At 62.4% G+C, this 21,984-nt stretch carries 16 protein-coding genes; 7 read left to right on the top strand and 9 right to left on the bottom strand.

Annotated features, from left to right (window positions below):
• Positions 1–74: 74 nt before the first annotated feature.
• A complete protein-coding gene (gene mapR / locus BLL36_RS16070; protein WP_076952374.1) occupies positions 75–1,484 on the bottom strand; it encodes a GntR family transcriptional regulator MpaR in 1,410 nt (469 codons plus the stop codon).
• A gap of 221 nt (positions 1,485–1,705) precedes the next feature.
• Entirely contained in the window at positions 1,706–1,960 is a 255-nt protein-coding gene (locus tag BLL36_RS16065; protein WP_076952373.1) for a DUF3203 family protein, read from the bottom strand.
• A 120-nt stretch (positions 1,961–2,080) separates the two neighbouring features.
• On the opposite strand from BLL36_RS16065, the gene BLL36_RS16060 reads away from it, so the two are divergent.
• Entirely contained in the window at positions 2,081–2,572 is a 492-nt protein-coding gene (locus BLL36_RS16060; RefSeq protein ID WP_076952372.1) for an MgtC/SapB family protein, read from the top strand.
• Here the strand turns inward: BLL36_RS16060 and BLL36_RS31040 are convergent.
• Positions 2,550–2,726, bottom strand: a complete 177-nt coding sequence (locus BLL36_RS31040; RefSeq protein WP_165448110.1) for a hypothetical protein — start codon at positions 2,724–2,726, stop codon at positions 2,550–2,552. The two genes, BLL36_RS16060 and BLL36_RS31040, sit on opposite strands and share 23 nt — an antisense overlap.
• Positions 2,727–2,930: 204 nt before the next feature.
• On the opposite strand from BLL36_RS31040, the gene BLL36_RS16055 reads away from it, so the two are divergent.
• The 4 genes from BLL36_RS16055 to BLL36_RS16040 all read left to right on the top strand — a co-directional run bounded on the left by BLL36_RS16055 (position 2,931) and on the right by BLL36_RS16040 (position 11,870).
• The gene (locus BLL36_RS16055) at positions 2,931–4,919 is read left to right on the top strand and encodes an alpha-1,4-glucan--maltose-1-phosphate maltosyltransferase (RefSeq protein ID WP_076952371.1); all 1,989 of its coding nucleotides are present in this window, start codon (positions 2,931–2,933) and stop codon (positions 4,917–4,919) included.
• Between the two features lie 142 nt (positions 4,920–5,061).
• Positions 5,062–8,409, top strand: coding sequence for a maltose alpha-D-glucosyltransferase (gene treS / locus BLL36_RS16050; RefSeq protein WP_076952370.1), 3,348 nt, complete (start codon positions 5,062–5,064; stop codon positions 8,407–8,409).
• Positions 8,406–10,643 carry a 1,4-alpha-glucan branching protein GlgB gene (glgB, locus tag BLL36_RS16045; RefSeq protein WP_076952369.1) on the top strand — a complete coding sequence of 746 codons (2,238 nt, stop codon included), beginning with the start codon at positions 8,406–8,408 and terminating at the stop codon, positions 10,641–10,643. The genes treS and glgB overlap by 4 nt, the downstream gene beginning before the upstream one ends.
• Before the next feature lie 156 nt (positions 10,644–10,799).
• Positions 10,800–11,870, top strand: coding sequence for a GGDEF domain-containing protein (locus BLL36_RS16040; RefSeq protein WP_231998962.1), 1,071 nt, complete (start codon positions 10,800–10,802; stop codon positions 11,868–11,870).
• 504 nt (positions 11,871–12,374) lie between these two features.
• On the opposite strand, the gene BLL36_RS16035 is transcribed toward BLL36_RS16040, so the two are convergent.
• From BLL36_RS16035 to BLL36_RS16025, 3 genes are all read right to left on the bottom strand, one after another.
• Complete coding sequence (locus tag BLL36_RS16035) at positions 12,375–14,555, bottom strand: GAF domain-containing protein (RefSeq protein WP_076952367.1); 2,181 nt, start codon at positions 14,553–14,555, stop codon at positions 12,375–12,377.
• Between the two features lie 153 nt (positions 14,556–14,708).
• Positions 14,709–15,560 carry a CAP domain-containing protein gene (locus tag BLL36_RS16030; RefSeq protein WP_076952366.1) on the bottom strand — a complete coding sequence of 284 codons (852 nt, stop codon included), beginning with the start codon at positions 15,558–15,560 and terminating at the stop codon, positions 14,709–14,711.
• Between the two features lie 81 nt (positions 15,561–15,641).
• Positions 15,642–16,856 carry an MFS transporter gene (locus tag BLL36_RS16025; protein ID WP_076952365.1) on the bottom strand — a complete coding sequence of 405 codons (1,215 nt, stop codon included), beginning with the start codon at positions 16,854–16,856 and terminating at the stop codon, positions 15,642–15,644.
• A 112-nt stretch (positions 16,857–16,968) separates the two neighbouring features.
• On the opposite strand from BLL36_RS16025, the gene BLL36_RS16020 reads away from it, so the two are divergent.
• Both BLL36_RS16020 and BLL36_RS16015 read left to right on the top strand, forming a co-directional pair.
• A complete protein-coding gene (locus BLL36_RS16020) occupies positions 16,969–17,877 on the top strand; it encodes a LysR family transcriptional regulator (RefSeq protein ID WP_076952364.1) in 909 nt (302 codons plus the stop codon).
• A gap of 20 nt (positions 17,878–17,897) precedes the next feature.
• Positions 17,898–18,563, top strand: coding sequence for a GNAT family N-acetyltransferase (locus tag BLL36_RS16015; protein ID WP_076952363.1), 666 nt, complete (start codon positions 17,898–17,900; stop codon positions 18,561–18,563).
• 232 nt (positions 18,564–18,795) lie between these two features.
• Here BLL36_RS16015 and BLL36_RS16010 read toward each other — a convergent pair whose 3' ends face one another.
• The 3 genes from BLL36_RS16010 to aroA all read right to left on the bottom strand — a co-directional run bounded on the left by BLL36_RS16010 (position 18,796) and on the right by aroA (position 21,983).
• A complete protein-coding gene (locus BLL36_RS16010; RefSeq protein WP_076952362.1) occupies positions 18,796–19,896 on the bottom strand; it encodes an IS5 family transposase in 1,101 nt (366 codons plus the stop codon).
• A 416-nt stretch (positions 19,897–20,312) separates the two neighbouring features.
• Complete coding sequence (locus BLL36_RS16000; protein WP_076952361.1) at positions 20,313–20,702, bottom strand: hypothetical protein; 390 nt, start codon at positions 20,700–20,702, stop codon at positions 20,313–20,315.
• 24 nt (positions 20,703–20,726) lie between these two features.
• Positions 20,727–21,983: a 3-phosphoshikimate 1-carboxyvinyltransferase gene (aroA, locus tag BLL36_RS15995; protein ID WP_076952360.1), complete on the bottom strand. Its 1,257-nt coding sequence runs from the start codon at positions 21,981–21,983 to the stop codon at positions 20,727–20,729.
• Between the last annotated feature and the right edge of the window lies 1 nt (position 21,984).

The raw sequence follows: 21,984 nt of genomic DNA, 5'->3' as shown, positions 1-21,984 counted from the left end.
GGCGGTGCCTTTATTGGGGCGGCTTCGCCACCCAGCGCGGGGCAAGCCCGCTCACTACAATTGTATGGCGCCTGTCAAAACGACCTCACAATCCGCCCCAACGTCTCCATCGCCTTTTCCGACGCATCGCTCCAGGGGCTGCCATAGTTCAGGCGGATACAATTGCGAAAGCGCTGGGTCGCCGAGAAAATCGGCCCCGGCGCAATGCTGATGCCTTGTGCCAGCGCCATCTGGAACAGCTTCAACGAATCCGTCTGCTCCGGCAGTTCCAGCCACAGGAAGTACCCGCCGGCCGGCTGGCTGACCCGTGTCTGCGCCGGGAAGTAGCGGGCGATGGCGGCGAGCATGGCGCTTTGCTGTTCCTCCAGCGCATAGCGCAGTTTGCGCAGGTGCCGGTCGTAGCCGCCGTGTTGCAGGTAGTCGGCAATGGCCGCCTGGGCCGGCATCGAGGGGCACAGCGAGGTCATCAGTTTCAAGCGTTCGACTTTCTGCGCAAAGCGCCCGGCCGCCACCCAGCCCACGCGATAACCGGGGGCCAGGCTCTTGGCGAAGGAGCCGCAGTGCATCACCAGGCCTTCGGTATCAAAGGCTTTGGCCGGCTTGGGTGCGTGTTGGCCGTAATACAGCTCGGCGTACACATCGTCTTCGATCAGCGGCACCTGGTGGTCACGCAACAGTTCCACCAATGCTTGTTTCTTGGCTTCCGGCAGGGTTGCACCCATGGGGTTCTGGAAGCTGGTCATGGTCCAGCAGGCTTTGATCGGGTAGCGCTCCAGGGTTTGCGCGAGCACGCCCAGGTCGATGCCGTCGCGCGGGTGCACGGGAATTTCCACGGCCTTGAGTTTCAAGCGTTCCAGCACTTGCAGGCAGGCATAGAACGCCGGGGCTTCGATGGCGACCAGGTCGCCCGGTTCGGTGACGGCCTGCAGGCAGAGGTTCAAGGCTTCCAGGGCGCCGTTGGTGATTAGCAGTTCTTCCATCGGCAACATCAGGCCGCCGACCATGTAGCGCAGGGCGATTTGACGGCGCAGTTGCGGGTTGCCCGGCGACATGTCGGTGACCACCAGGCGCGGGTCCATCTCTCGGCTGGCGCTGGCCAGCGAGCGAGCCAGGCGCGGCAGCGGGAACAGCATGGGGCTGGGAAACGCCGAGCCGAAGGGCACTGTGTTGGGGTCTTTGATCGAGTCGAGCACCGAGAACACCAACTCGCTCACATCCACTTCGGTGGACTCATGCACGTGCTCGCTCACGACCGGCTCGGAGAACGGACTGGGTGCGTGAGTGTTGACGAAATAGCCGGAGCGCGGCCGCGCGCGGATCAGGCCACGCCGCTCCAGCAGATAGTAAGCCTGGAACACCGTGGACGGACTGACGCCGTAGGTCTGGCTGGCATAGCGCACCGACGGCACCCGCTGGCCGGGACCGAGCACGCCGCAGCGGATCAGTTCAGCGATGTCATCGGCGAATTTTTCGTAGCGTTTCATGGGTGGGCTGATTGCTTTCTTGAATACCACACAGGTCAAGGGTGGGAGCTGGCTTGCCTGCGATTCAGGCGACGCGGTCTTTAAAGTTGCACCGAGTCGATGCCATCGCAGCGGTGCGGCGATCCGACAAGCCAGCTCCCACAGATGTCGTGCAGTGTGCATGACAGACTCAGGCAGGGCGATAAAAAAGCGGATCAGCGAGGGCGCCTTACAGGCACTTGTCAGATCAACGAATCAGGCACATCGGCCTTTACATGTTGACGCCCGTCATGCGCCCCGGCGACCGTCAAGGCGTCCGCCTCGGCTTCGGTGATATAGATCCGCTCAGCGGCCAGTTCAACGTAGGACATGGATTTTTCAGTATCGGTGAGGATATGGACCCGGGTCGCCGGCACGCTGTGTTCCTGGCCGCCGTGTTCCTGATCATTGTCATTGAGCACGAAGTAGCACAGTTGGTTTTCGATACGCAGTGGCATGCTGATCTCCAGATTTATGGACCATCACCCGTAGGAAATCAGTAATGCGCAGCGGTTCCAGGCAACTGACTGGCGGTCGCGATTGTCCATTCATTACCTATTGATGACAGAGGAACGTTAATGGAAGCCTGGTTGCATGAAGCGTGGATAACCCTGCAGGCCGAATTTGCCGATATCGGTGATGCCAAGCAGCTCACCCAGGTCACCGTGCGCCTGTTGATGGCCGCGATCCTGGGCGGCATTCTCGGTTTTGAACGCGAGAGCAAGGGCAAGGCTGCCGGGGTACGCACCCATATGTTGGTGGCGCTGGGCGCGGCACTGTTCGTGCTGGTGCCGCAGATGTCCGGTAACCAGGCGGATGCCATGAGCCGGGTGATGCAGGGCGTGATTGCCGGGATCGGCTTTTTGGGCGCGGGCACTATCATCAAGGGCAAGGATGACGACGAAGGCCATGTCAAAGGCCTGACCACCGCGGCGGGCTTGTGGATGACCGCTGCGATTGGAGTCTCGGCCGGGTTGGGCCGGGAATCGACAGCGGTACTGAGTACGTTGCTGGCGTTGGCGGTGTTCAGCGTGATGCCGAAAATCGTCAAGCGTTTCGAGAAGGACTGACGATCACCGGTGGCATCGTCGTCGGTGGTTCTTCGACGGGTGGCGGTTCGTTCCCAGGCGGTTCGTTTTCCGGAACCGGTGCCGGCTCGGTGGGCGGCAGGGTTGGTTTGTCGATATTCGGGTCCGGGGTTTCAGCCGGGATCGGGATATTCATCAGTGTGGCCTCCTTTGTGCTTTGCTCTGTGGGTGGACATCCGCCTGGGCCAATTGATTCCCGCCCAATGGCCACACATCCGCCTGAACTTTTAGCCGCGGCGCAAGCTCGGACCTATAAGCGGCCCAGCTCTGGGAGAGTGCGGCCGTACCAGAATTCGGATCAAGCAAAGAGCGTCCATAGGGCGTAAGGGGAAGATGCTCGATGACTGCGCAGACACAGGTTCCAGAAAACTCCATATTGCCGCTGTCCCAGGCCTTGTTGCTGCCACGGATTGCGATCGAGAGCACCTCACCCGTGATCGACGGCGGCGAGTTTGCGGTCAAGGCCGTGGTCGGCCAGCGCGTTACCGTTACCAGCAAAGTGTTTGCCGACGGGCACGACAAACTTGCCGTGTTGATTCGCTGGCGTGCGCGCCAGGATGAAAGCTGGCACAGCGTGGTCATGAGCGATGTGGGCAACAATGGCTGGGAGGGTTCGTTTACCGTCACCCAGCAAGGCCCCCACGAATATTGCATCGAGGCCTGGATCGATACCTTCGCCAGCTTCTGCTACGAACTGCGCAAGAAGCATGAAGCCGGGGTGCCGGTCAGCCTGGAACTGCAGGAAGGCCGCAGCCTGGTGCTGCAGGCGGCCGAGCGCAGCGACAATGAACTGCGCGACCGCCTGATGTTGCTGCACCACGAACTGTCCGGCCTGCTGGAAACCGAGCAGGTTGCGCAGTTCCTGCACGAAGACAGTGCGCACCTGATGACCCAGGCCGACCACCGTGCCTATCTGAGCGTGAGCCCCGCCTATCCGATCGATGTGGAGCGCGAGGCTGCGTTGTTTGCCAGCTGGTATGAGCTGTTCCCACGCTCGATCACTGATGATCCTGCGCGCCATGGCACCTTCAACGACGTGCACTCACGGCTGTCGATGATCCACGACATGGGTTTTGACGTGCTGTACTTTCCGCCGATCCATCCGATCGGGCGCAGCCACCGCAAGGGCAAGAACAACTCATTGACCGCCGGCCCCGATGATCCGGGCAGCCCGTATGCGATTGGCAGCGAGGAGGGCGGCCATGAAGCCATCCACCCGCAACTGGGTAGCCGCGATGACTTCCGCCGCCTGGTGCAGGCCGCCGCCGAGCATGGCCTGGAAATAGCCCTGGATTTTGCCATCCAGTGTTCCCAGGACCACCCATGGCTCAAGGAGCATCCGGGCTGGTTCAACTGGCGCCCGGACGGCACGATCAAATACGCCGAGAACCCGCCGAAAAAATACCAGGATATCGTCAACGTCGATTTTTATGCGGCGGATGCGATTCCCGGCCTGTGGACCGAGCTGCGCGATATCGTGGTGGGCTGGGTCGAGGAGGGCGTGAAGACTTTTCGCGTAGATAACCCCCACACTAAGCCGCTGCCCTTCTGGCAATGGCTGATCAGCGATGTGCGCGCCAAATACCCTGAGGTGATCTTCCTCGCCGAGGCGTTCACCACGCCGGCGATGATGGCGCGCCTGGGCAAGGTCGGCTATTCCCAGAGCTACACCTATTTCACCTGGCGCAATACCAAGGCCGAGTTGAGCGAATACCTGACGCAGTTGAACGAGTCGCCGTGGCGTGAATGCTACCGGCCGAATTTCTTCGTCAATACGCCGGACATCAACCCGGCGTTCCTGCACGAATCCGGGCGCCCCGGCTTCCTGATCCGTGCCGCGCTGGCCACTATGGGCTCGGGCCTGTGGGGCATGTATTCGGGTTTCGAGCTGTGCGAAGCCGCGCCGGTGCCGGGCAAAGAGGAATATCTCGACTCGGAGAAATACGAGATCCGCCCACGGGACTTTACCGCGCCCGGCAACATCATTGCCGAGATCGCCCAGCTCAACCGCATTCGTCGGCAAAACCCGGCGCTGCAGACCCATCTGGGCTTGAAGCTCTACAACGCCTGGAACGACAACATCCTGTACTTCGGCAAGCGCAGCGAGGATGGCGGCAACTTTATCCTGGTGGCGGTGAATCTTGACCCGTTCAATGCCCAGGAAGCGCATTTCGAGCTGCCGCTTTGGGAAATGGGCTTGCCCGACGATGCGCAGACCCAGGGCGAGGATTTGATGAACGGCCATCGCTGGACCTGGTATGGCAAGACCCAGTGGACCCGCCTGGAGCCGCAGATGCCGTTTGGGATCTGGCGTATTACCGTTTCCTGAGCCTGATCGTTCCCACGCTCCGCGTGGGCATGCAGCCCCGGACGCTCCGCGTCCCAAAGCGTGACGCAGAGCGTCACAAGAGGCATTCCCACGCAGAGCGTGGGAACGATCTCGAAGATTGTGAGTATTTCAGGAGTTTGTAATGGCGAAGAAACCCAAGGCTGCCACCTTTATCAAAGACCCGCTCTGGTACAAGGACGCGGTGATCTACCAGGTTCACGTCAAATCCTATTTCGACTCCAACAACGACGGTATCGGTGACTTTCCCGGCCTGATCGCCAAACTGGACTACATCGCCGACCTGGGCGTGAACACCATCTGGCTGCTGCCGTTCTACCCTTCGCCCCGCCGCGACGATGGCTATGACATCGCCGAATACCGTGGCGTGCACAGCGACTACGGGACCATGGCCGACGCCAAGCGGTTTATCGCCGAGGCGCATAGGCGCGGGTTGCGGGTGATCACCGAACTGGTCATCAACCATACCTCCGACCAGCATCCCTGGTTCCAGCGTGCGCGCAAGGCCAAGCCCGGCTCGGCGGCGCGGGACTTCTACGTGTGGTCGGATGACGACCAGAAGTACGACGGCACCCGCATCATCTTTTTGGACACCGAAAAGTCCAACTGGACCTGGGACCCGGTCGCCGGCCAGTACTTCTGGCACCGGTTCTACTCGCACCAACCCGACCTCAACTTTGACAATCCGCAGGTGATGAAAGCGGTGCTGAGCGTGATGCGCTACTGGTTGGACATGGGCATCGACGGCCTGCGCCTGGATGCCATCCCGTACCTGATCGAGCGCGACGGCACCAACAACGAAAACCTTGCCGAAACCCACGACGTACTCAAGCAGATCCGCGCCGAGATCGACGCCAACTACCCGGACCGCATGTTGCTGGCCGAAGCCAACCAGTGGCCGGAAGACACGCAGATGTACTTCGGTGACCGCAAGGGCGACGACGGCGACGAGTGCCACATGGCGTTCCACTTCCCGCTGATGCCGCGCATGTACATGGCGCTGGCCCAGGAAGACCGCTTCCCGATCACCGACATCCTGCGCCAGACCCCGGAGATTCCCGCCAATTGCCAATGGGCGATCTTCCTGCGCAACCACGATGAACTGACGCTGGAAATGGTCACCGACAAAGAACGTGACTACCTGTGGAACTACTACGCCGCCGACCGCCGCGCGCGCATCAACCTGGGCATTCGCCGGCGCCTGGCGCCATTGATGGAGCGTGACCGTCGGCGTGTCGAACTGCTCAACAGCCTGCTGCTGTCGATGCCCGGCACGCCGACCCTGTACTACGGCGATGAAATCGGCATGGGCGATAACATCTACCTTGGCGACCGCGATGGCGTGCGCACGCCGATGCAGTGGTCCATCGACCGCAACGGCGGCTTCTCCCGCGCCGACCCGGCCAGCCTGGTGCTGCCGCCGATCATGGACCCGTTGTACGGCTACCAGTCGGTCAACGTCGAGACCCAGACCCAGGACCCGCACTCGCTGCTCAACTGGACGCGCCGCATGTTGGCGGTGCGCAAGCAGTCCAAAGCGTTTGGCCGCGGCAGCCTGAAGATGCTCTCGCCGAGCAACCGGCGCATCCTGGCGTATACCCGCGAGTACACCGCGCCGGATGGCCGCACTGAAATCATCCTGTGCGTGGCCAACGTATCACGCAGTGCCCAGGCGGCCGAACTGGACCTGTCGGCGTTCGCCGGCATGGTGCCGGTGGAGATGCTGGGGGGCAACGCCTTCCCCCCGATCGGTCAGTTGAATTTCCTGCTGACCCTGGCGCCCTATGGTTTTTATTGGTTTGTATTGGCGGCGGAGAATCAAATGCCCAGCTGGCACGTGGAACCTGTTCAAGGCATGCCCGACTTCACCACTCTGGTGCTGAAAAAGCGCCTGGAAGAGTTGCTGGACGAGCCGTGCCGCACCACCCTGCAGTCGACCTCATTGCCCACCTGGCTGCCCAACCGGCGCTGGTTTGCCGGTAAGGACACGGCGATCGACAGCGTGCATATCGCCTATGGCGTGCGCTTTGGCGATGCCCAGCATCCGGTATTGCTCAGCGAGCTGGAGGTGACCGCGGGTGGCCAGGTCAGCCGTTATCAGTTGCCGTTCGGCTTCCTCGCCGAAGACCAGTTCACCAGCGCCTTGCCGCAGCAACTGGCCATGGCCCGGGTGCGCCGAGCGCGGGAAGTGGGGTTGGTCACCGATGCGTTCAGCCTTGAGTCGTTTATCCGTTCGGTGATCCAGGGTTTGCTGGCGGGCACCGTGCTCAGCACCAGCGATGGGGATATCCGCTTTGAAGCGACGTCGCACTTGACCGATCTGCAATTGAAGGATGACTTCGCGGTGCGCTACCTGTCCGCCGAACAGTCCAACAGCTCGGTGGTGGTGGGCGAGAGCCTGGTGCTCAAGTTGATCCGTAAAGTCAGCGCCGGTGTGCACCCGGAGCTGGAAATGAGCGCCTACCTGACCGCCGCCGATTACCCGAACATTTCGCCGTTGATGGGGGCTGTGGTTCGCCGCGATGCCGAAGGCCAGGACAACCTGCTGATGATCGCCCAGGGTTACCTGAGCAATCAGGGCGACGCCTGGACCTGGACCCAGAACAACCTGGAGCGCGCCATCCGCGATGAATTGGCCGAAGCGCTTTCCGAGCAGGAACAGCACTACAACGCCTTGGGCGAACTGAAGGATTTTGCCGGGCTGCTCGGCCAGCGCCTGGGCGAAATGCACCTGGTGCTCGGCGCGCAGACCACCAACGCGGACTTTAAGCCCGAGGTCACCACCGCCAAAGACACTCAGGCATGGGCCAAGGATGTCGGCGCGCAACTCGACCGTGCCTTGCAACTGCTCAAACTTAACCAAGGGCAATTGAACGCAGCCGATCAAGCGCTGGTCAGTGAGTTACTGGCGCAGAAAAAGGCGATTGCCGCGCATGTCCAGGCGTTGGCCAAAGCTACCGCGGGCGGGCTGCGCATCCGCGTCCACGGTGATTTGCACCTGGGCCAGGTGCTGGTAGTGAAGGGTGATGCCTACCTGATCGACTTTGAAGGCGAGCCGGCGCGACCACTGCATGAGCGACGGGGCAAGCACAGCCCGTACAAAGATGTGAGCGGTGTGTTGCGTTCGTTTGATTACGCGGCGGCGATGGCCTTGAACCTGCAAGGCGTGGATCACTCGCCCGAAGCGGACCAGGCACGCAGGCGCGTCACCGATCGCTACCTGAAAGAAGCACGCCTGGCTTTTATCCAGGCTTATCAGGCCGCTACGTCTACACTGGCGCATGACTGGCAGGATGCCAACGGCCAGGACGCGGTGCTGACCTTGTTCAGCCTGGAGAAGGCCGCGTATGAAGTGGCCTACGAAGCGGAAAACCGCCCGACCTGGTTGCCGGTGCCCCTGCAAGGGTTGCACGGACTGTTGAGCGGGCTTGCACCTATATCGAAAACTGCACGCGGTGGGGAAACGTCATGAGCTTTACACATAAAGAACCGCTGCAACCGAAGTTGACAGCATTGCCGGCGTCCAAGGACGTCGAAGCGCTGGTACGCGCCGAACACCACGACCCGTTCTCGGTCCTCGGGCCGCACGATGATGAGCAAGGCGGCCAATTCATCCGCGCGTTCCTGCCGGAGGCCTTGAGCGTCCAGGTACTGACGCGTGACAGCGGCGAGCAGATCGGCAGCCTGGACGCGAGCCAGGTGCCGGGTTTGTTCGTCGGACACTTCTCGAGCCGCCAGCCGTACCTGCTGAAAATCCAGTGGGCCGGCGGCGAGCAGATCACCGAAGACCCTTATAGCTTCCAGCAACTGTTGCTGGGTGAGATGGACCTGTACCTGTTTGCCGAAGGCAATCACCGCGACCTTGGCAGTTGCCTGGGCGCCCAAGTGACCAGCGTCGACGGCGTGCAGGGCGTGCGGTTCGCCGTGTGGGCACCGAATGCGCGGCGGGTGTCGGTGGTCGGCGACTTCAATATCTGGGATGGGCGCCGGCATCCGATGCGCCTGCGCCATCCTTCCGGCGTCTGGGAGATCTTTATCCCACGCCTGCAACCGGGCGCGGCCTACAAATACGAGATTCTCGGTGCCCACGGGATCCTGCCGCTCAAGGCCGACCCGATGGCGCTCGCCACCCAGATGCCGCCGGACACTGCGTCCAAGGTCGCCGCACCGTTGCAGGTGGACTGGCAAGACCATGAATGGATGCAGTCCCGCGTCGACAAGCAAAAGACCACGGCGCCGCTGTCCATCTACGAGCTGCATGTGGGTTCGTGGCAATGCGAGCTGGACGAGGCGGGCGAGGTGGCCCGGCAATACAATTGGCGCGAACTGGCTGAACGTCTGGTTCCCCATGTGCAGCAACTGGGTTTCACCCACGTCGAGCTGATGCCGATCATGGAACACCCGTTCGGCGGCTCCTGGGGCTACCAGGCGCTGTCGCAATTCGCGCCCACGGCGCGGTTCGGTTCGCCGGAAGATTTCGCGTATTTCGTCAATGCCCTGCACCAAGCCGACATCGGTGTGATCCTCGACTGGGTGCCGGCGCATTTCCCCACCGATACCCACGGCCTGGCGCAATTCGACGGCACCGCGCTGTACGAATATGCCAACCCGCTGGAAGGCTTCCACCAGGACTGGGACACGCTGATCTACAACCTGGGCCGCACCGAAGTGCATGGCTTCATGCTGGCCTCGGCGCTGCACTGGCTCAAGCACTTCCACATCGACGGCTTACGCGTGGACGCCGTGGCGTCGATGCTTTATCGCGATTATTCACGCAAGGCCGGCGAATGGGTGCCCAACCGCCACGGCGGCCGCGAGAACCTGGAAGCCATCGAATTCCTGCGCCATTTGAACGACGTAGTCGCCCTGGAAGCACCCGGCGCGCTGGTAATCGCCGAGGAATCCACCGCCTGGCCGGGGGTGAGCCAGCCGACGCAGCAGGGCGGCCTGGGTTTCAACTACAAGTGGAACATGGGCTGGATGCACGATTCCCTGCACTACATCCAGCAGGACCCGGTGTACCGCGCCCACCATCACAACGAGCTGAGCTTCGGCCTGGTGTATGCCTGGTCCGAGCGTTTCATCTTGCCGATCTCCCACGATGAAGTGGTGCACGGCAAGCATTCGCTGATCGACAAGATGCCCGGCGACCGCTGGCAGAAGTTCGCCAACCTGCGCGCCTACCTGGCCTTCATGTGGATGCACCCCGGCAAGAAGCTGCTGTTCATGGGCTGCGAATTCGGCCAATGGCGCGAGTGGAACCACGACCAGCAACTGGACTGGTATCTGCTGCAGTACCAGGAGCACCAGGGCGTGCAGAAGCTGGTGGGCGACTTGAACCGCCTGTACCGCGAGGAGCCTGCGTTGCACGAGCAGGATGACGCGCCGCAGGGCTTCCAGTGGCTGATCGGCGACGACGCGCTCAACAGCGTGTATGCCTGGCTGCGCTGGAGCAAGGATGGCAAGCCGGTGCTGGTGGTGGCCAACTTCACCCCGGTGCCGCGTGAGGCCTATACCGTCGGCGTGCCTTTCGCCGGACGCTGGAAGGAAGTCATCAACACTGATGCCGAGATGTACGCCGGTTCCAATTACGGAAATGGCGGCGAAGCCGTCACCCTGGATGAGCCGCGCCACGGCCAACCGGTGTCGCTGTCGTTGAATGTGCCGCCGCTTGGGGTGCTGATCCTGCGGCCGGAACCGCTCTAAAGGCTCTACCGCGCTGGATTCTGTTGTCCGCGCTACTGGCAGGGTGCCACAATGGCGCCTTTGTCATGGCAGTCGGATCAGGCGGATCTCATGAATGGCCTTGGGCGTGGGCAGGATCAGGATTGCTTTATAGAGGAGCAGGTGCGAACTGACCGTTTGCATCAGCTCTTCCGGCAGTCTTTCGCCGCCATTTTCGGCAGCTACATAGCGGCGGTGATGCTGTGCTGGCTGTGCTGGGATCGGTTTGACAGCCAGGTCATCCTGATCTGGCTGGTGGTGCTGGCAGGTTCATCCCTGTTGCGCGTGAAGATGTTCGTGGAATGGTTTCGTTGCCCCGAGGCCGAGCGTACGCCAAGGCGCTGGGAGCGCCGTTATTGGATCACATTGGTGCTCTCCGCCGGCATCTGGGGCCTCGGCGCCCTGGCGGTGATGCCCACCGATGACCGCTTGTCCCAGACGCTGGTCATGCTGTTTACCGTGGGCATGTCGGTCGGCGCGGTTTCCTGTTACTCGGCTTATCGCTATATGTCGCTGGTCTCCATGGGCCTGGTGCTGTTGCCGTGCACCCTGTGGCTGTTGGTCCAGCCCTCTTCGACGCAGGTGGGCGTGGCCATTGCGGTGCTGGTGTTTTCGACCTTTGTGATCAGTGCCACGCACAAGTTGTCCGATGCCCTGGAGAAGGCGTTCCGCCTGACCCGGCAGATGGAGCGTGCGCACACTATTTCCACGCGCGCCGCACAGACCGATGAACTCACCGGCCTGATGAATCGTCGCGCGTTTTTCGATCATGCTCAAGTGCTGTATGAACGCTGCCGCCATCACCAGCAACCGTTGTGCGCACTGATGCTGGACATGGATCACTTCAAGGCGATCAACGACACCTACGGCCACCAGGCCGGGGACCAGGTGCTGCGCCAGATCGGCGGGGTGATCACGGCCTCGTTCCGCCAGGCCGATGTCTACGGCCGGCTGGGCGGCGAAGAGTTTGCAGTGTTGCTGCCCAACACCTCGCTGGAAACCGCGCGGGCGATTGCCGAACAACTGGTCAAGGCGATTGCCGGCCTCGCCTGTGAACCCGTGCATGGGTTGAGCGCCAGCCTCGGCGTGGCGCACACCGATGCGCAGGACCAAGACCTGCACAGCCTGATGAACACCGCCGACAAGGCGCTGTACCGCGCCAAGGCCCTGGGCCGTAATCAGGTGGCGGTGGCGGCCGAGCAGGGCTGAGCCCAAGGCGCCCTAAGCTTTAATGTGTGTCGAGCGCGGAGGCTGCGAAGGTGGCGGCATTGCGGGCATTTTCTTCGCCTGGCAGTCCGCTATCGCTGCCTCGCTAAAGCTCGAGAGCTCCCACAGGGGATCGCTGTGTTGCTTGGATTTTCCGCTTAGCGGCTGGCCCCATTTTCAGCAGCGCCGCAACTCAACTGTGGGAGCTGTCGAGCCCCGGCGAGGCTGCGAAGGCGGCGGCATTGCTGGTATTTTCTTCGCCTGACAGTCCGCTATCGCTGCCTCGCTAAAGCTCGAGAGCTCCTACAGGGATCGGCTGTGTGGGTTGCATTTGGGGTGTGGCTGCGGGCGCTTTCTCAGCAGCGCCGCAACTCAACTGTGGGAGCTGTCGAGCCCCGGCGAGGCTGCGAAGGCGGCGGCATTGCTGGCATTTTCTTCGCCTGACACTGCGCTATCGCTGCCTCGCTAAAGCTCGAGAGCTCCCACAGGGATCGGCTGTGTGGGTTGCTAGAGCATCGCCTTGGCCAGCGCTCGTGCCACCTGATCGGCGGAGTAGGGCTTGGGCAGAAACTCGAACCCTTCGTAGCCGCTGTCGGCCAGCTCTTCGCTGTAGCCGGAGGTGAGTACCACCGGCAAATCCGGGCGACGTTCACGCAGCAGCCTGGCCATCGCAACGCCGGTCATGCCCGGCATCACCACATCCGAGAAAATCCCGTCGAACGCCAGGGCATCTTCGCCGGCCAGGGCGAGTGCCTGTTCGGCATTCGTGGCCCATGTGGTCTGGTAACCCAGGTCCTGCAGGATCTGATTGGCGAAGCGGCCCACTTCCAGGTTGTCCTCCACGATCAGGACATGGTGCTGCGTCGTGTCCTGGAGCTGAGGCTCATCTTCCTGAGGGAGAGGGTGCTGCTCTGCCTGCGGCGTTACTTCGGGCAAGTACAGAGTAAAGATCGCGCCCTGTCCGAGCTGGCTGGCCACGTCAACGTTGCCGCCGGACTGCTTGGCAAACCCGAATACCTGGGACAACCCAAGCCCAGTGCCTTTGCCGACCGCCTTGGTGGTGAAGAACGGCTCGAAAATATGCTCGAAGGCGTCAGGGGTGATGCCGTTGCCGGTGTCGGCCAGCGAGATGCTCACAAACGGTTGGTGGGACGCGTCATCGCCTCGGATGCGCGGCATGCCTGCAACCTTGGCGACGCGCAAGGTCAGGGTGCCTTGGCCGTCCATCGCATCCCGGGCATTCAGGGCGATGTTGATCAGCGCGGTCTCGAACTGGCTGGCATCCACGCGCACATGGCAAGGTTGCTCGGGCAACTGCACCTGCACATGAATGCGTGCGCCGGTGACGCTTTCGAGCATCTCGCCGATGTTATGGACCCGTTGGCCCGCATCGAAGATTTCCGGGTTCAGCGGCTGGCGCCGTGCGAAGGCGAGCAGTTGACTGGTGAGTTTGCTGGCGCGCTCGACGGTATCGGAGACGGCGCCCATATACCGTTGGCGCCGCTGCTCGGAAAGCCCAGGCTGGCGCAGGAAGTCCACCGAGGAGCGAATGATGGTCAACAGGTTGTTGAAGTCATGGGCCACGCCGCCGGTCAGTTGGCCAATGGCTTCGAGCTTCTGGGACTGGCGCAACGCCGCTTCGGCCTCGGTGAGCGCGGTGGTGCGCTCCTGCACCCGTTGCTCCAGGGTCGCGTTCAGCTCGGTGAAGGCTGCCAGGCCTTCGCGCACGGCAGCGTCGGCCCGTACTCGCTCGATATGGGCCCAGGAGCGTTCAGTGACTTCGCCCACCAGCGACAGGTCATAAGGCGACCACGCCCGGGCGGCTTTGTGGTGCACCGACATCAGGGCCGTCAGGCGGCCATCCTTGATCAGCGGGAAGCACACCGTCGCCAGCGCCCCCAATGCCTGGTAGCTGGCGGCTTGCTCGGGCGGGAATTCGACGCGATTGTCCTGCACCACCAGCGGCTCGCCGGCGCGTAATTGCTGTACCGCTCGGGCGCCGAACGACGCCAGGCTGTAACGCCCCACAATGCTCGGCGAACCTGGCGCCGCCCAGTTGCCGCGAACGGTAAAACCATCTTCGTCGGCATCCATGTCGGCGTAGGAGCAATTGGACACCTGCAGTTGCTCGGCCAGCAGGCGCGTGGTGGTGGACATGATGCTGGCGGCGTCGGTGGCATTGGCCACGGCGCTGCCAATGGCATCCAGCACGGCCAGGCGGCGGTTGAGGAACACGGTGGCGGTGGTTTCAGTGACGGTATCGAGCATGCCCACGACCTTGCCCTGAGGGTCGCGAATGGGGCTGTAGCAAAAGGTGAAATACGCCTGTTCGGGCCCCGCGCCGCGCTCGATCAGCAGCGGGAAATTCTCGATATAGGTGGCATGGCCTTCGAACGCGGCGTTGGCGATGGGGGCGATCTCGGCCCAGGCTTCGCTCCAGATTGCGCTGAACGGACGCCCCAACGCGTAGGGTTTGTCGCCCAGGATCGGACTGAACGCGTCATTGTAGAGCGTGATCAGTTGCGGCCCCCAGACGATGGCCTGGGGGAAACTTGAGGCAAAGCACAGCGCGACGGTAGTCTTGAGCACATCCGGCCACTGCTCCAGCGGCCCCAGGGGCGTACTCGCCCAGTCATGCTGGCGAACCCGCTCAGCCATGTCGCTGCTACTTTGCAGCCAATTCATCATTGCAAAACACCTTGTTAACCACGGTCTTGTCGGTTGCCTGACGGGTTCAGGCTGCCAAGCTACAGACCGGGTTGGCGGCCATCGGTTCCGGGACAATTATCCACGAGATGGCTATTTGATGTCTCCTTCGGATGAGTGAATTGGCAAACATCCTTACTGGGCGCCGAAAACCGCTGTCCAGTAGATCCCCGCATCGCTCTTTGGGTCCATGGCGTACGCCGCGCCCAGTTCGCGAAATTTCGGGTTCATCAGGTTGGCGCAGTGGCCGGGGCTGGCGAGCCAGCCGTCGACGACCTTGCGTGGTGTATCCAGGCCCGCGGCGATGTTTTCGCCAATATTCTTCGCGATATACCCGGCCAGTTCGGCGCGATCCCCGGGGGTACGCCCGTCGTGGTCGAGGTGGTCGAAGAAGTTGCCGTTGGCCATGTTGCGCGTATGGCTGTTGGCGGCGCCGGCCAAGTCGTCATTCCAGGACAGGGGCGTAGTCGCGGTAAACCCCTGGGTGCCGCACTGGCGCGGTTGCGCGCGGGCGGTGTTGATCAGGTTGAGCAGTTGCTTGCCTTCGGTCTGCCAGTCGCCCAGGCCGCTGGTGAGCAGCGGGCGGGCGAGCACGATGCGCCAGTCCTGGCCGCTGTTGCTCACGCCGATATCGACGAATTGCGGATCCAGCACCACGCGGCAAAAGCTTTCGCGCACCGCCTTCATGGCCGACTGGGCATCCTTGGGCCCGGACAGACTGATCGCCTGCACGTTGACCATCGGGTAAGCGGCCCGCGCCAGTGCCTGCTGCAAATCGCCCACGTTGTTGGCCGGCAGCACCAACCGCGTATCGCTGGCCAGGGGCGGCAGTTCCTGAGAGCCCTGGTTGCCGCAGCGTTGCACCTGGCTGCGGTATTGGTTGATCAGTTGTATCAACTGACTTTCTTCATTCGCCATCGCGCTGGCGCAGAACACCAGGCTGGCGGCCAGCGTCGTAAGACCCATCATCAATGACAGAACGCGCATGGACGTTACCCTTGAGCTTGAAAGTGCCCATGATGCGCGATGTAACCCGGTCTGGCGCAACGCCTTTTTTGTTTTTTTGCCTCAACGGATGTTCTGCGGGGCATTCAACCCCGTGATGCGGCCAGATGCCATTGCACTGGCCAGCAGAATCAAACCCAACGCCACGCCAAAGGTCAGGTGCATGCCGTGGGCGACCGATTGCGCGGTTGCATGGGTCACATCCGGGGTCGCCCAGGCAAACACCGCGCCCAGGGCCGATGTGCCGAAGATCAACCCAAGGTTGCGCGACAGATTCAACAGGCCCGCGACCGTGCCGCGACGCGCGCCTTCCACATCGCTCATCACGGCGGTGTTGTTGGCCGCCTGGAACAGGCTGTAGCCGCAGGTCAAAATCACCAGCCCGCCCAGGTACATCAACAGGCCCGAAGCGATTGACAGCAGCAGGGCGCCACAGGCCAGCACGCCCAACCCGGCAAGTGTCATGCGGCGGCTGCCGAGACGGTCGGTCAGGCGGCCGGCCGGTACGCCGCTGGCCGCCGCGACACAAGGGCCGACGGCCATCGCCAGGCCCATCCACGCCGGCTCGAGCCCCAGGCCATGGGACAGATAGAACGGACCCACGACAAAGGTGGCCATGATCACGGCGGCCACCAGGGCACTCATGGCCAAGCCGGCTCGCAACGAAGCGTCCTTCAACGACGACCAGGCATTCGGACCCATGGATGAAGGCGCGTGCGGACGGTCAGCCGGTAAACAGCGCCAGGCGAGCACCAGCGCCAACACACCCAGTGGCACGCCCACCAGGAAAATCCCACGCCAGCCCCAAGCACCGAGCAACATACCGCCGACGCCGGGGCCCATCGCGGTGCCGACGGCCGACATCGTACCCAGCAAGCCCATCACCCGTCCGGTGCGTTCACGGGGTACCGTGTCGCCGACCATGCCCATGGCCATGGCCATCATGACTGCCGCGCCCAGCCCCTGCAGGCTGCGCGCGGCGATCAGCCATTGAAGTGATGGTGCCATGGCGCACAATCCGCATGCTGCGGCGAACAGGCACAACCCGGCGAGCAACAAGCGCCGCCGGCCCAGTCGGTCGCCCAGGCGTCCGGCGCTCACAATCACCGCCGTGATCGCCAGCAGGTAAGCCAGCACCACCCACTGCACGGCGTGAAACGATGCATCAAATGCCCTCGCCAGGCTGGGCAGGCCGACGTTGGCGATGCTGGTGCCGAGGGAGGCCAGCAACATGGACAGGGACAGGCTGGCAAGGCTGCCGCGTGAGGCGTTCTGCATGGGGAATCCTTGAGTGGAGGCAACTGTCACAAATCTACGGTGTGCCCTACCATGGCGGAAGACGCATGGCTTGCAGCTCATACATGCGCGTGACGCCTGATAAGGAATGCCAATGCCTGATTTCAATCTGTTGGTCACCCTGGATGTATTGCTCGCCGAGGGCAGTGTCGCTGCTACGGCCAGACGCCTGCGCCTGAGCCCTTCGGCCATGAGCCGCGCGCTGGCGCGGTTGCGCGAAACCACGGGAGATCCGCTACTGGTACGCGCGGGTCGCGGCCTGGTGCCCACGCCAAGGGCGGTGGAACTGCGCGAACAGGTCAGCCGTCTGGTGCAGGACGTCAACGCCGTGTTGCGCCCCGTGCACGCCCTGGATATGGCACGGGTGGAGCGCACCTTTACCTTGCGCACCAGCGAGGAGTTTGTCGAAAATTTCGGCCCGGCGTTGTTGGCACGCATCGCTCAGGACGCGCCCGGCGTGCGCCTGCGGTTCATCAACAAGACCGACAAGGACAGTGCATTACTGCGAGAAGGCAGCGTCGACCTGGAAACCGGCGTGGTCGACCCCACCGCCAGCCCGGAAGTGCTGACCCAGGCGCTGTTCCGCGACCGTCTGGTGGGGGTGGTACGCAGCGGCCATCCCCTCAGCCAGGGCAAGATCAGCGCCGAGCGCTATGCCCGGGGCCAGCATGTCTATGTATCCCGGCGCGGCCAGGACCGTGGTCAGGTCGACGACGCGCTTGAAGCCCTGGGCCTCACGCGGCAGATCAGCACAGTCGTCGCCGGGTTCGCCACCGCCATTGCCCTGGCCCGCGACACTGACCTGATCGCCAGCGTGCCAGAACGCTACACCGCCCACCGACGACACGGCCTGCACAGCTTCGCCTTGCCCCTGGAACTGCCGGACTTCAGCGTGGCAATGCTCTGGCACCCACGGCTGGATGCCGACCTGGCCCATCGCTGGTTGCGCGGATGTTTGCGTGAGGTGTGCGCGGTGCAACAGGTACAATCGCCGCTGCCTTGATGCCAAGCCCAGGAATTTGCATGTTCAGCCTTACCCGCTACACCACACCGTGCCCCGAGCCAGTCAACGGCCAGATCCTGCAGATGGTGGTGGATAACCTCACCGACATCAGCAGCGTGGCACTGCCGCCGAGTAACCTGCTGTACAACATTTACCAGTACGCCATCGGTTTTGAGGTGCATCTGTATCTGGAAGCGCTTGATGGTTCCCAGGGGATTGCCGTTGAACTGGTCGTGGCGATGGACGAGGAAAACCTGCTCGGCTTTTGCCTGTATCTACCCGTGAAGGACGACCCTCAAGCCTGCGGCATCGCGTTCATGGCGGTACAGGCGGGTTTCCGGCGCCAGGGCGTGGCGCGACGGATGATGCAGGACGTACTGGCCCGCTACCCCCATGCCGAGCTGGCGTGCGCGGTGGAGAAGGTTCCGGCGTTCGAAGCCATGGGCTTTAAGCTACGCGGCCCGCGCGGCACCCAGGTGCTGATGAATACCCGCGACTACGGCACCGATGGGCTGATGGGCGTGCTGGATGTGGCGGCGATCTACAGCTCATTGGAAGTGCGGCAGATCCATACGTACCTGCTGCAAAAACACGGCAAGCGCGCAATGGCGGATGCCGAGAAACAGCGCGATCGGCATCTCGATCAGTTGGCGCGCAAGGTCCAGCTGTTTATCGCCGCGCGTTAGCCTCTGCCTGGCCCCAGCAGGGTCTGTAGTGAGCGGGCTTGCCCGCGCCGGGTGGCGAAGCCGCCCTAACAGGCCGTTGAAAAATTCAGCCCTATTTCCCCCAACCCGCCAAGTTTGAGATTTTTTCAGCCGCTCAGGCTTGGCGCCGCCCTTTATTCCGCCTCAATCAGCGAGTGTTTTGCCAGTTCCAGCGCAAATATTCGCCTGTGGGCGATTTCTGGGCGCATCTCGCCTAAACATGCGACCCACGCCACCAGCCCGACAAGCTCCCTAAACGGATCAAGTTGTACACCGAAAAGCCCAGCAGCAACTGGGCGCTGAGCTTTTCGCGGCCGATCAGCTTGGTTTTGCGCAGACCACCCACGGTCTTTAACCAGCCAAATCCTTCCTCGATTCTTTTTCGTATTTTCATGCTGACGCCGTAACCCGGATGACGGGTCGTACGGCCATCGATTGCGCTCTTGATTGCCTTCCTCGATACATGCGGCGTCACCTTCAAATCACGCACCATTTGGACAAAAAATTTCTGGTCGTAGCTTTTGTCCGCGCCCACGGTGCTGCCAGGTTTGACCGTGCGTTCAAGCATCTTCAAGGCTGCACCCACCTCGGCGTGTCCATTGAACTCGGTGCATTCCACATCCACGATCAACCCGTTACGGTTTTCCATCAGCGTGTGGGCCATATGGGCCAGGCGACTGCCATCCGCCGGGCTCTTGCGGGCCAGCCGCGCCTGGGGATCGGTAGTCGATTGGTGAGTCTTGTTGCCGCGTTTCTCACCCTTGAAATCGAGATAGTTGTTGCGAGGGCCACCCTCTGGCGGCTCATTATCCGGCTTCTCGCCATCGTCCTTTTTGACGAAGGATTTATGCGAAGCCCAAGCATCGATCAGCGTGCCGTCCACACTGAAATGCTCATCGCTGGCGTACTGCGACCACTGGGCCAGCGACTTGATACGCTGGAAGAATAGACGAGCAATATCCTGGTTAAACAGGCGGTCACGGTTCTGACTGAAGGTCGAGTGATCCCATACCTGTTCGTCCATCGACAGACCGACGAACCAGCGAAAAAGCAGATTAAAATCGAGTTGTTCGACCAGTTGCCGCTCGGAACGCACGGTATAAATCACCTGCAGCAGCGAAGCCCGCAGTAGCCGCTCTGGTGGAATTGAGGCGCGCCCCAGCGATGAATACAAAACCTCGAAATCAGAATCCATCGACACCAGGATCGTATCAACCAGCTCGCGCAGCGGGCGTAGCGGGTGATCCTTTGGGATACGCTGTTCAAGCGTCGTGTAACTGAACAGGTCATTTTGCTTGAGATCGGGTCCACGCATTGGCTCGGTCTTCCGCTGGCATAGAGGAACATGACTGGGAGTTTGCCAGAATCCAATTCGGTTCGGTCTTTTTCAACGGCCTGCTAATCCAGTCACCGCCGAGCTACAGATAAAACCGTGTCGCCTGGTTTGGGGCGGCTTCGCCACCCAGCGCGGGCAAGCCCGCTCACTACAAAGGCGGCTCACTTATTCGCGCGGTTGACCATCGCCAGGATGGTCTTCAGCAACTCCTGCTGCGCCTCTTCACGACGGATCTCGCCGCTGGCCGCTGCCTGGGACAGCTCTTGCGCCGCGCCCAGCATGGTGACCTCCGAGTTGTGGCTGGGCTCGGAAAGCGGCGGGGCGCAGGCGCATCTGCAAAAAGCCAGGACGGTCGGCCAGGGTCTCTTCCAGGCTGAAACGCTCGCCGGTTGATTTCAACCTTCGCGAAACAGGTCGTGGGCATCCAGCAAGCGGTAGGCAATTTCCGGCCGTTTCTCCAGGCCGCGACGGATTGCGGCCGGGATGGATTGGCGGGTCTTGCGGCACATGCCCGGCAGCTCGTCGATCACGATCTGGATCCCGCGCATGCTCTTGACCTCGGTGTGACCCGGCGCGATATGCACGCGGATACCCAGCAGTTCGTACATGCGCTGCTGCATGTGTTCCAGGTCTTGCAGGGTTTTGAGGTCTTCGAGGCGCTCGAGCAGTTTCTTCTCTTCGTGGCGCGTCAGGTTGAGGATGCGCAGGTCCGCGCCTGGGGCTTGCAGCAGCTGTTCGCGATCGCAGACGCAGGCGCCGGGTGGGCAGGGTTGGCGAATTGTCATGTGCATCCCCCCGGCACCGGTGCCTCAATAGGCCAACTGAACCCCAAGACTGCCCAATGCCTTCCAGTACTCAGGATAGGTCTTGGCCACACAGTCCGGGTCCTGAATGCGGATACCCGACACCTTCAGCCCGGCCAGTGCGAAGCACATGGCGATGCGGTGGTCGGCATGGGTGTCGATCAGCGCGTTGCACGACGTGCCAGCCAGGGCAGGGTCGCTGGCGACCAGCAAGTCGTCGCCTTCGATGGTCGCCAGGCCCGGGCGGATCTCATTCAAACCGTCATGCAGCGCTTGCACGCGATCGCATTCCTTGACCCGCAGGTTGGCCAGCTCAGTGAAACGCACCGGGGTGTTGTTGAAGGCGGCGAGCACCGCCAGCGTCGGGATCGCGTCCTGCATTTGCGAGCCGACCACCGTGGCCTGCATGTTGGGGAATTGTGCGATCACGGCCTGGGCCTTGGCGTCGGGCTGGGTGAAATCCTGCGCGGCCACGCCGATGTCGATGTGGCCAGCGGTAAGCACTTCGGCGGCCCACAGGTACGTGGCGGCGGAGGCGTCGGGTTCTATCAGGTAATCATGGGCGGTGTAGCCGGTCGCCGCCACGCGCCAGGTGGTGTCGTCGACCGCTTCAACCTGGGCGCCGAAGGCTCGCATGCAATCCAGGGTCAGGTCCACATAACCACGGGCGCCGATGTCCTTGCCGGTCAGCGCCACTTCAATCGGCGCTTCGCCGCAAGCGGCGAGCATCAGCAGGGCGGAAACGTATTGGCTGGACAAGCCGCCGTCGATCTCGAAGCGCTTGGCCTTGACCTTGCCCACCCCGTGCACGGTGACCGGCGGGCAACCGCTGGGGCTGTCGACCTGGATGCCGTTCTGGCCGAGGGTCGCGAGCAGCGGGCCGATCGGGCGTTTTTGCATGTAGCCGTCGCCGTCCAGCACCACGGTACCTTCCACGGTTGCGACAGCTGCGGTCAGAAAGCGCATCGCGGTGCCGGCATTGCCGAGAAACAATGGCTGCGCCGGCAATTGCAGCTTGCCCTGGCCTGTTACCACAAAGGTGGTGTCGTCCGGCTCGTCGATGGTCACGCCCATCTGGCGCAGGGCCACCGACATGTGACGGGTGTCATCACTCTTGAGCGCACCGCTCAGGCGGCTGGTGCCCTTGGCCAGGGCCGCCAGCAACAAGGCGCGGTTGGTGATGGATTTGGAGCCGGGGGGCGCGACCTTGCCGTTGAGAGGGAAGTTGGGCGGTGTGACGGTCACGGTTTTCTGCGAACTCAAG

Origin of the sequence: Pseudomonas cedrina subsp. cedrina (assembly GCF_001983175.1) — a bacterium.
Lineage (GTDB): Bacteria > Pseudomonadota > Gammaproteobacteria > Pseudomonadales > Pseudomonadaceae > Aquipseudomonas > Aquipseudomonas cedrina.
This window is presented reverse-complemented; position numbering and strand designations above follow the sequence as displayed.

What these genes read in the sequence shown, in the direction of transcription:
- BLL36_RS31040 (WP_165448110.1), bottom strand. Translation starts at nt 2,726, where the DNA reads ATGAATATCCCGATCCCGGCTGAAACCCCGGACCCGAATATCGACAAA.
- BLL36_RS16030 (WP_076952366.1), bottom strand. Translation starts at nt 15,560, where the DNA reads ATGCGCGTTCTGTCATTGATGATGGGTCTTACGACGCTGGCCGCCAGC.
- BLL36_RS16055 (WP_076952371.1), top strand. Translation starts at nt 2,931, where the DNA reads ATGACTGCGCAGACACAGGTTCCAGAAAACTCCATATTGCCGCTGTCC.
- mapR (WP_076952374.1), bottom strand. Translation starts at nt 1,484, where the DNA reads ATGAAACGCTACGAAAAATTCGCCGATGACATCGCTGAACTGATCCGC.
- BLL36_RS16000 (WP_076952361.1), bottom strand. Translation starts at nt 20,702, where the DNA reads ATGACAATTCGCCAACCCTGCCCACCCGGCGCCTGCGTCTGCGATCGC.
- BLL36_RS16010 (WP_076952362.1), bottom strand. Translation starts at nt 19,896, where the DNA reads ATGCGTGGACCCGATCTCAAGCAAAATGACCTGTTCAGTTACACGACG.
- BLL36_RS16015 (WP_076952363.1), top strand. Translation starts at nt 17,898, where the DNA reads ATGTTCAGCCTTACCCGCTACACCACACCGTGCCCCGAGCCAGTCAAC.
- BLL36_RS16020 (WP_076952364.1), top strand. Translation starts at nt 16,969, where the DNA reads ATGCCTGATTTCAATCTGTTGGTCACCCTGGATGTATTGCTCGCCGAG.
- treS (WP_076952370.1), top strand. Translation starts at nt 5,062, where the DNA reads ATGGCGAAGAAACCCAAGGCTGCCACCTTTATCAAAGACCCGCTCTGG.
- BLL36_RS16060 (WP_076952372.1), top strand. Translation starts at nt 2,081, where the DNA reads ATGGAAGCCTGGTTGCATGAAGCGTGGATAACCCTGCAGGCCGAATTT.
- BLL36_RS16025 (WP_076952365.1), bottom strand. Translation starts at nt 16,856, where the DNA reads ATGCAGAACGCCTCACGCGGCAGCCTTGCCAGCCTGTCCCTGTCCATG.
- glgB (WP_076952369.1), top strand. Translation starts at nt 8,406, where the DNA reads ATGAGCTTTACACATAAAGAACCGCTGCAACCGAAGTTGACAGCATTG.
- BLL36_RS16065 (WP_076952373.1), bottom strand. Translation starts at nt 1,960, where the DNA reads ATGCCACTGCGTATCGAAAACCAACTGTGCTACTTCGTGCTCAATGAC.
- BLL36_RS16035 (WP_076952367.1), bottom strand. Translation starts at nt 14,555, where the DNA reads ATGATGAATTGGCTGCAAAGTAGCAGCGACATGGCTGAGCGGGTTCGC.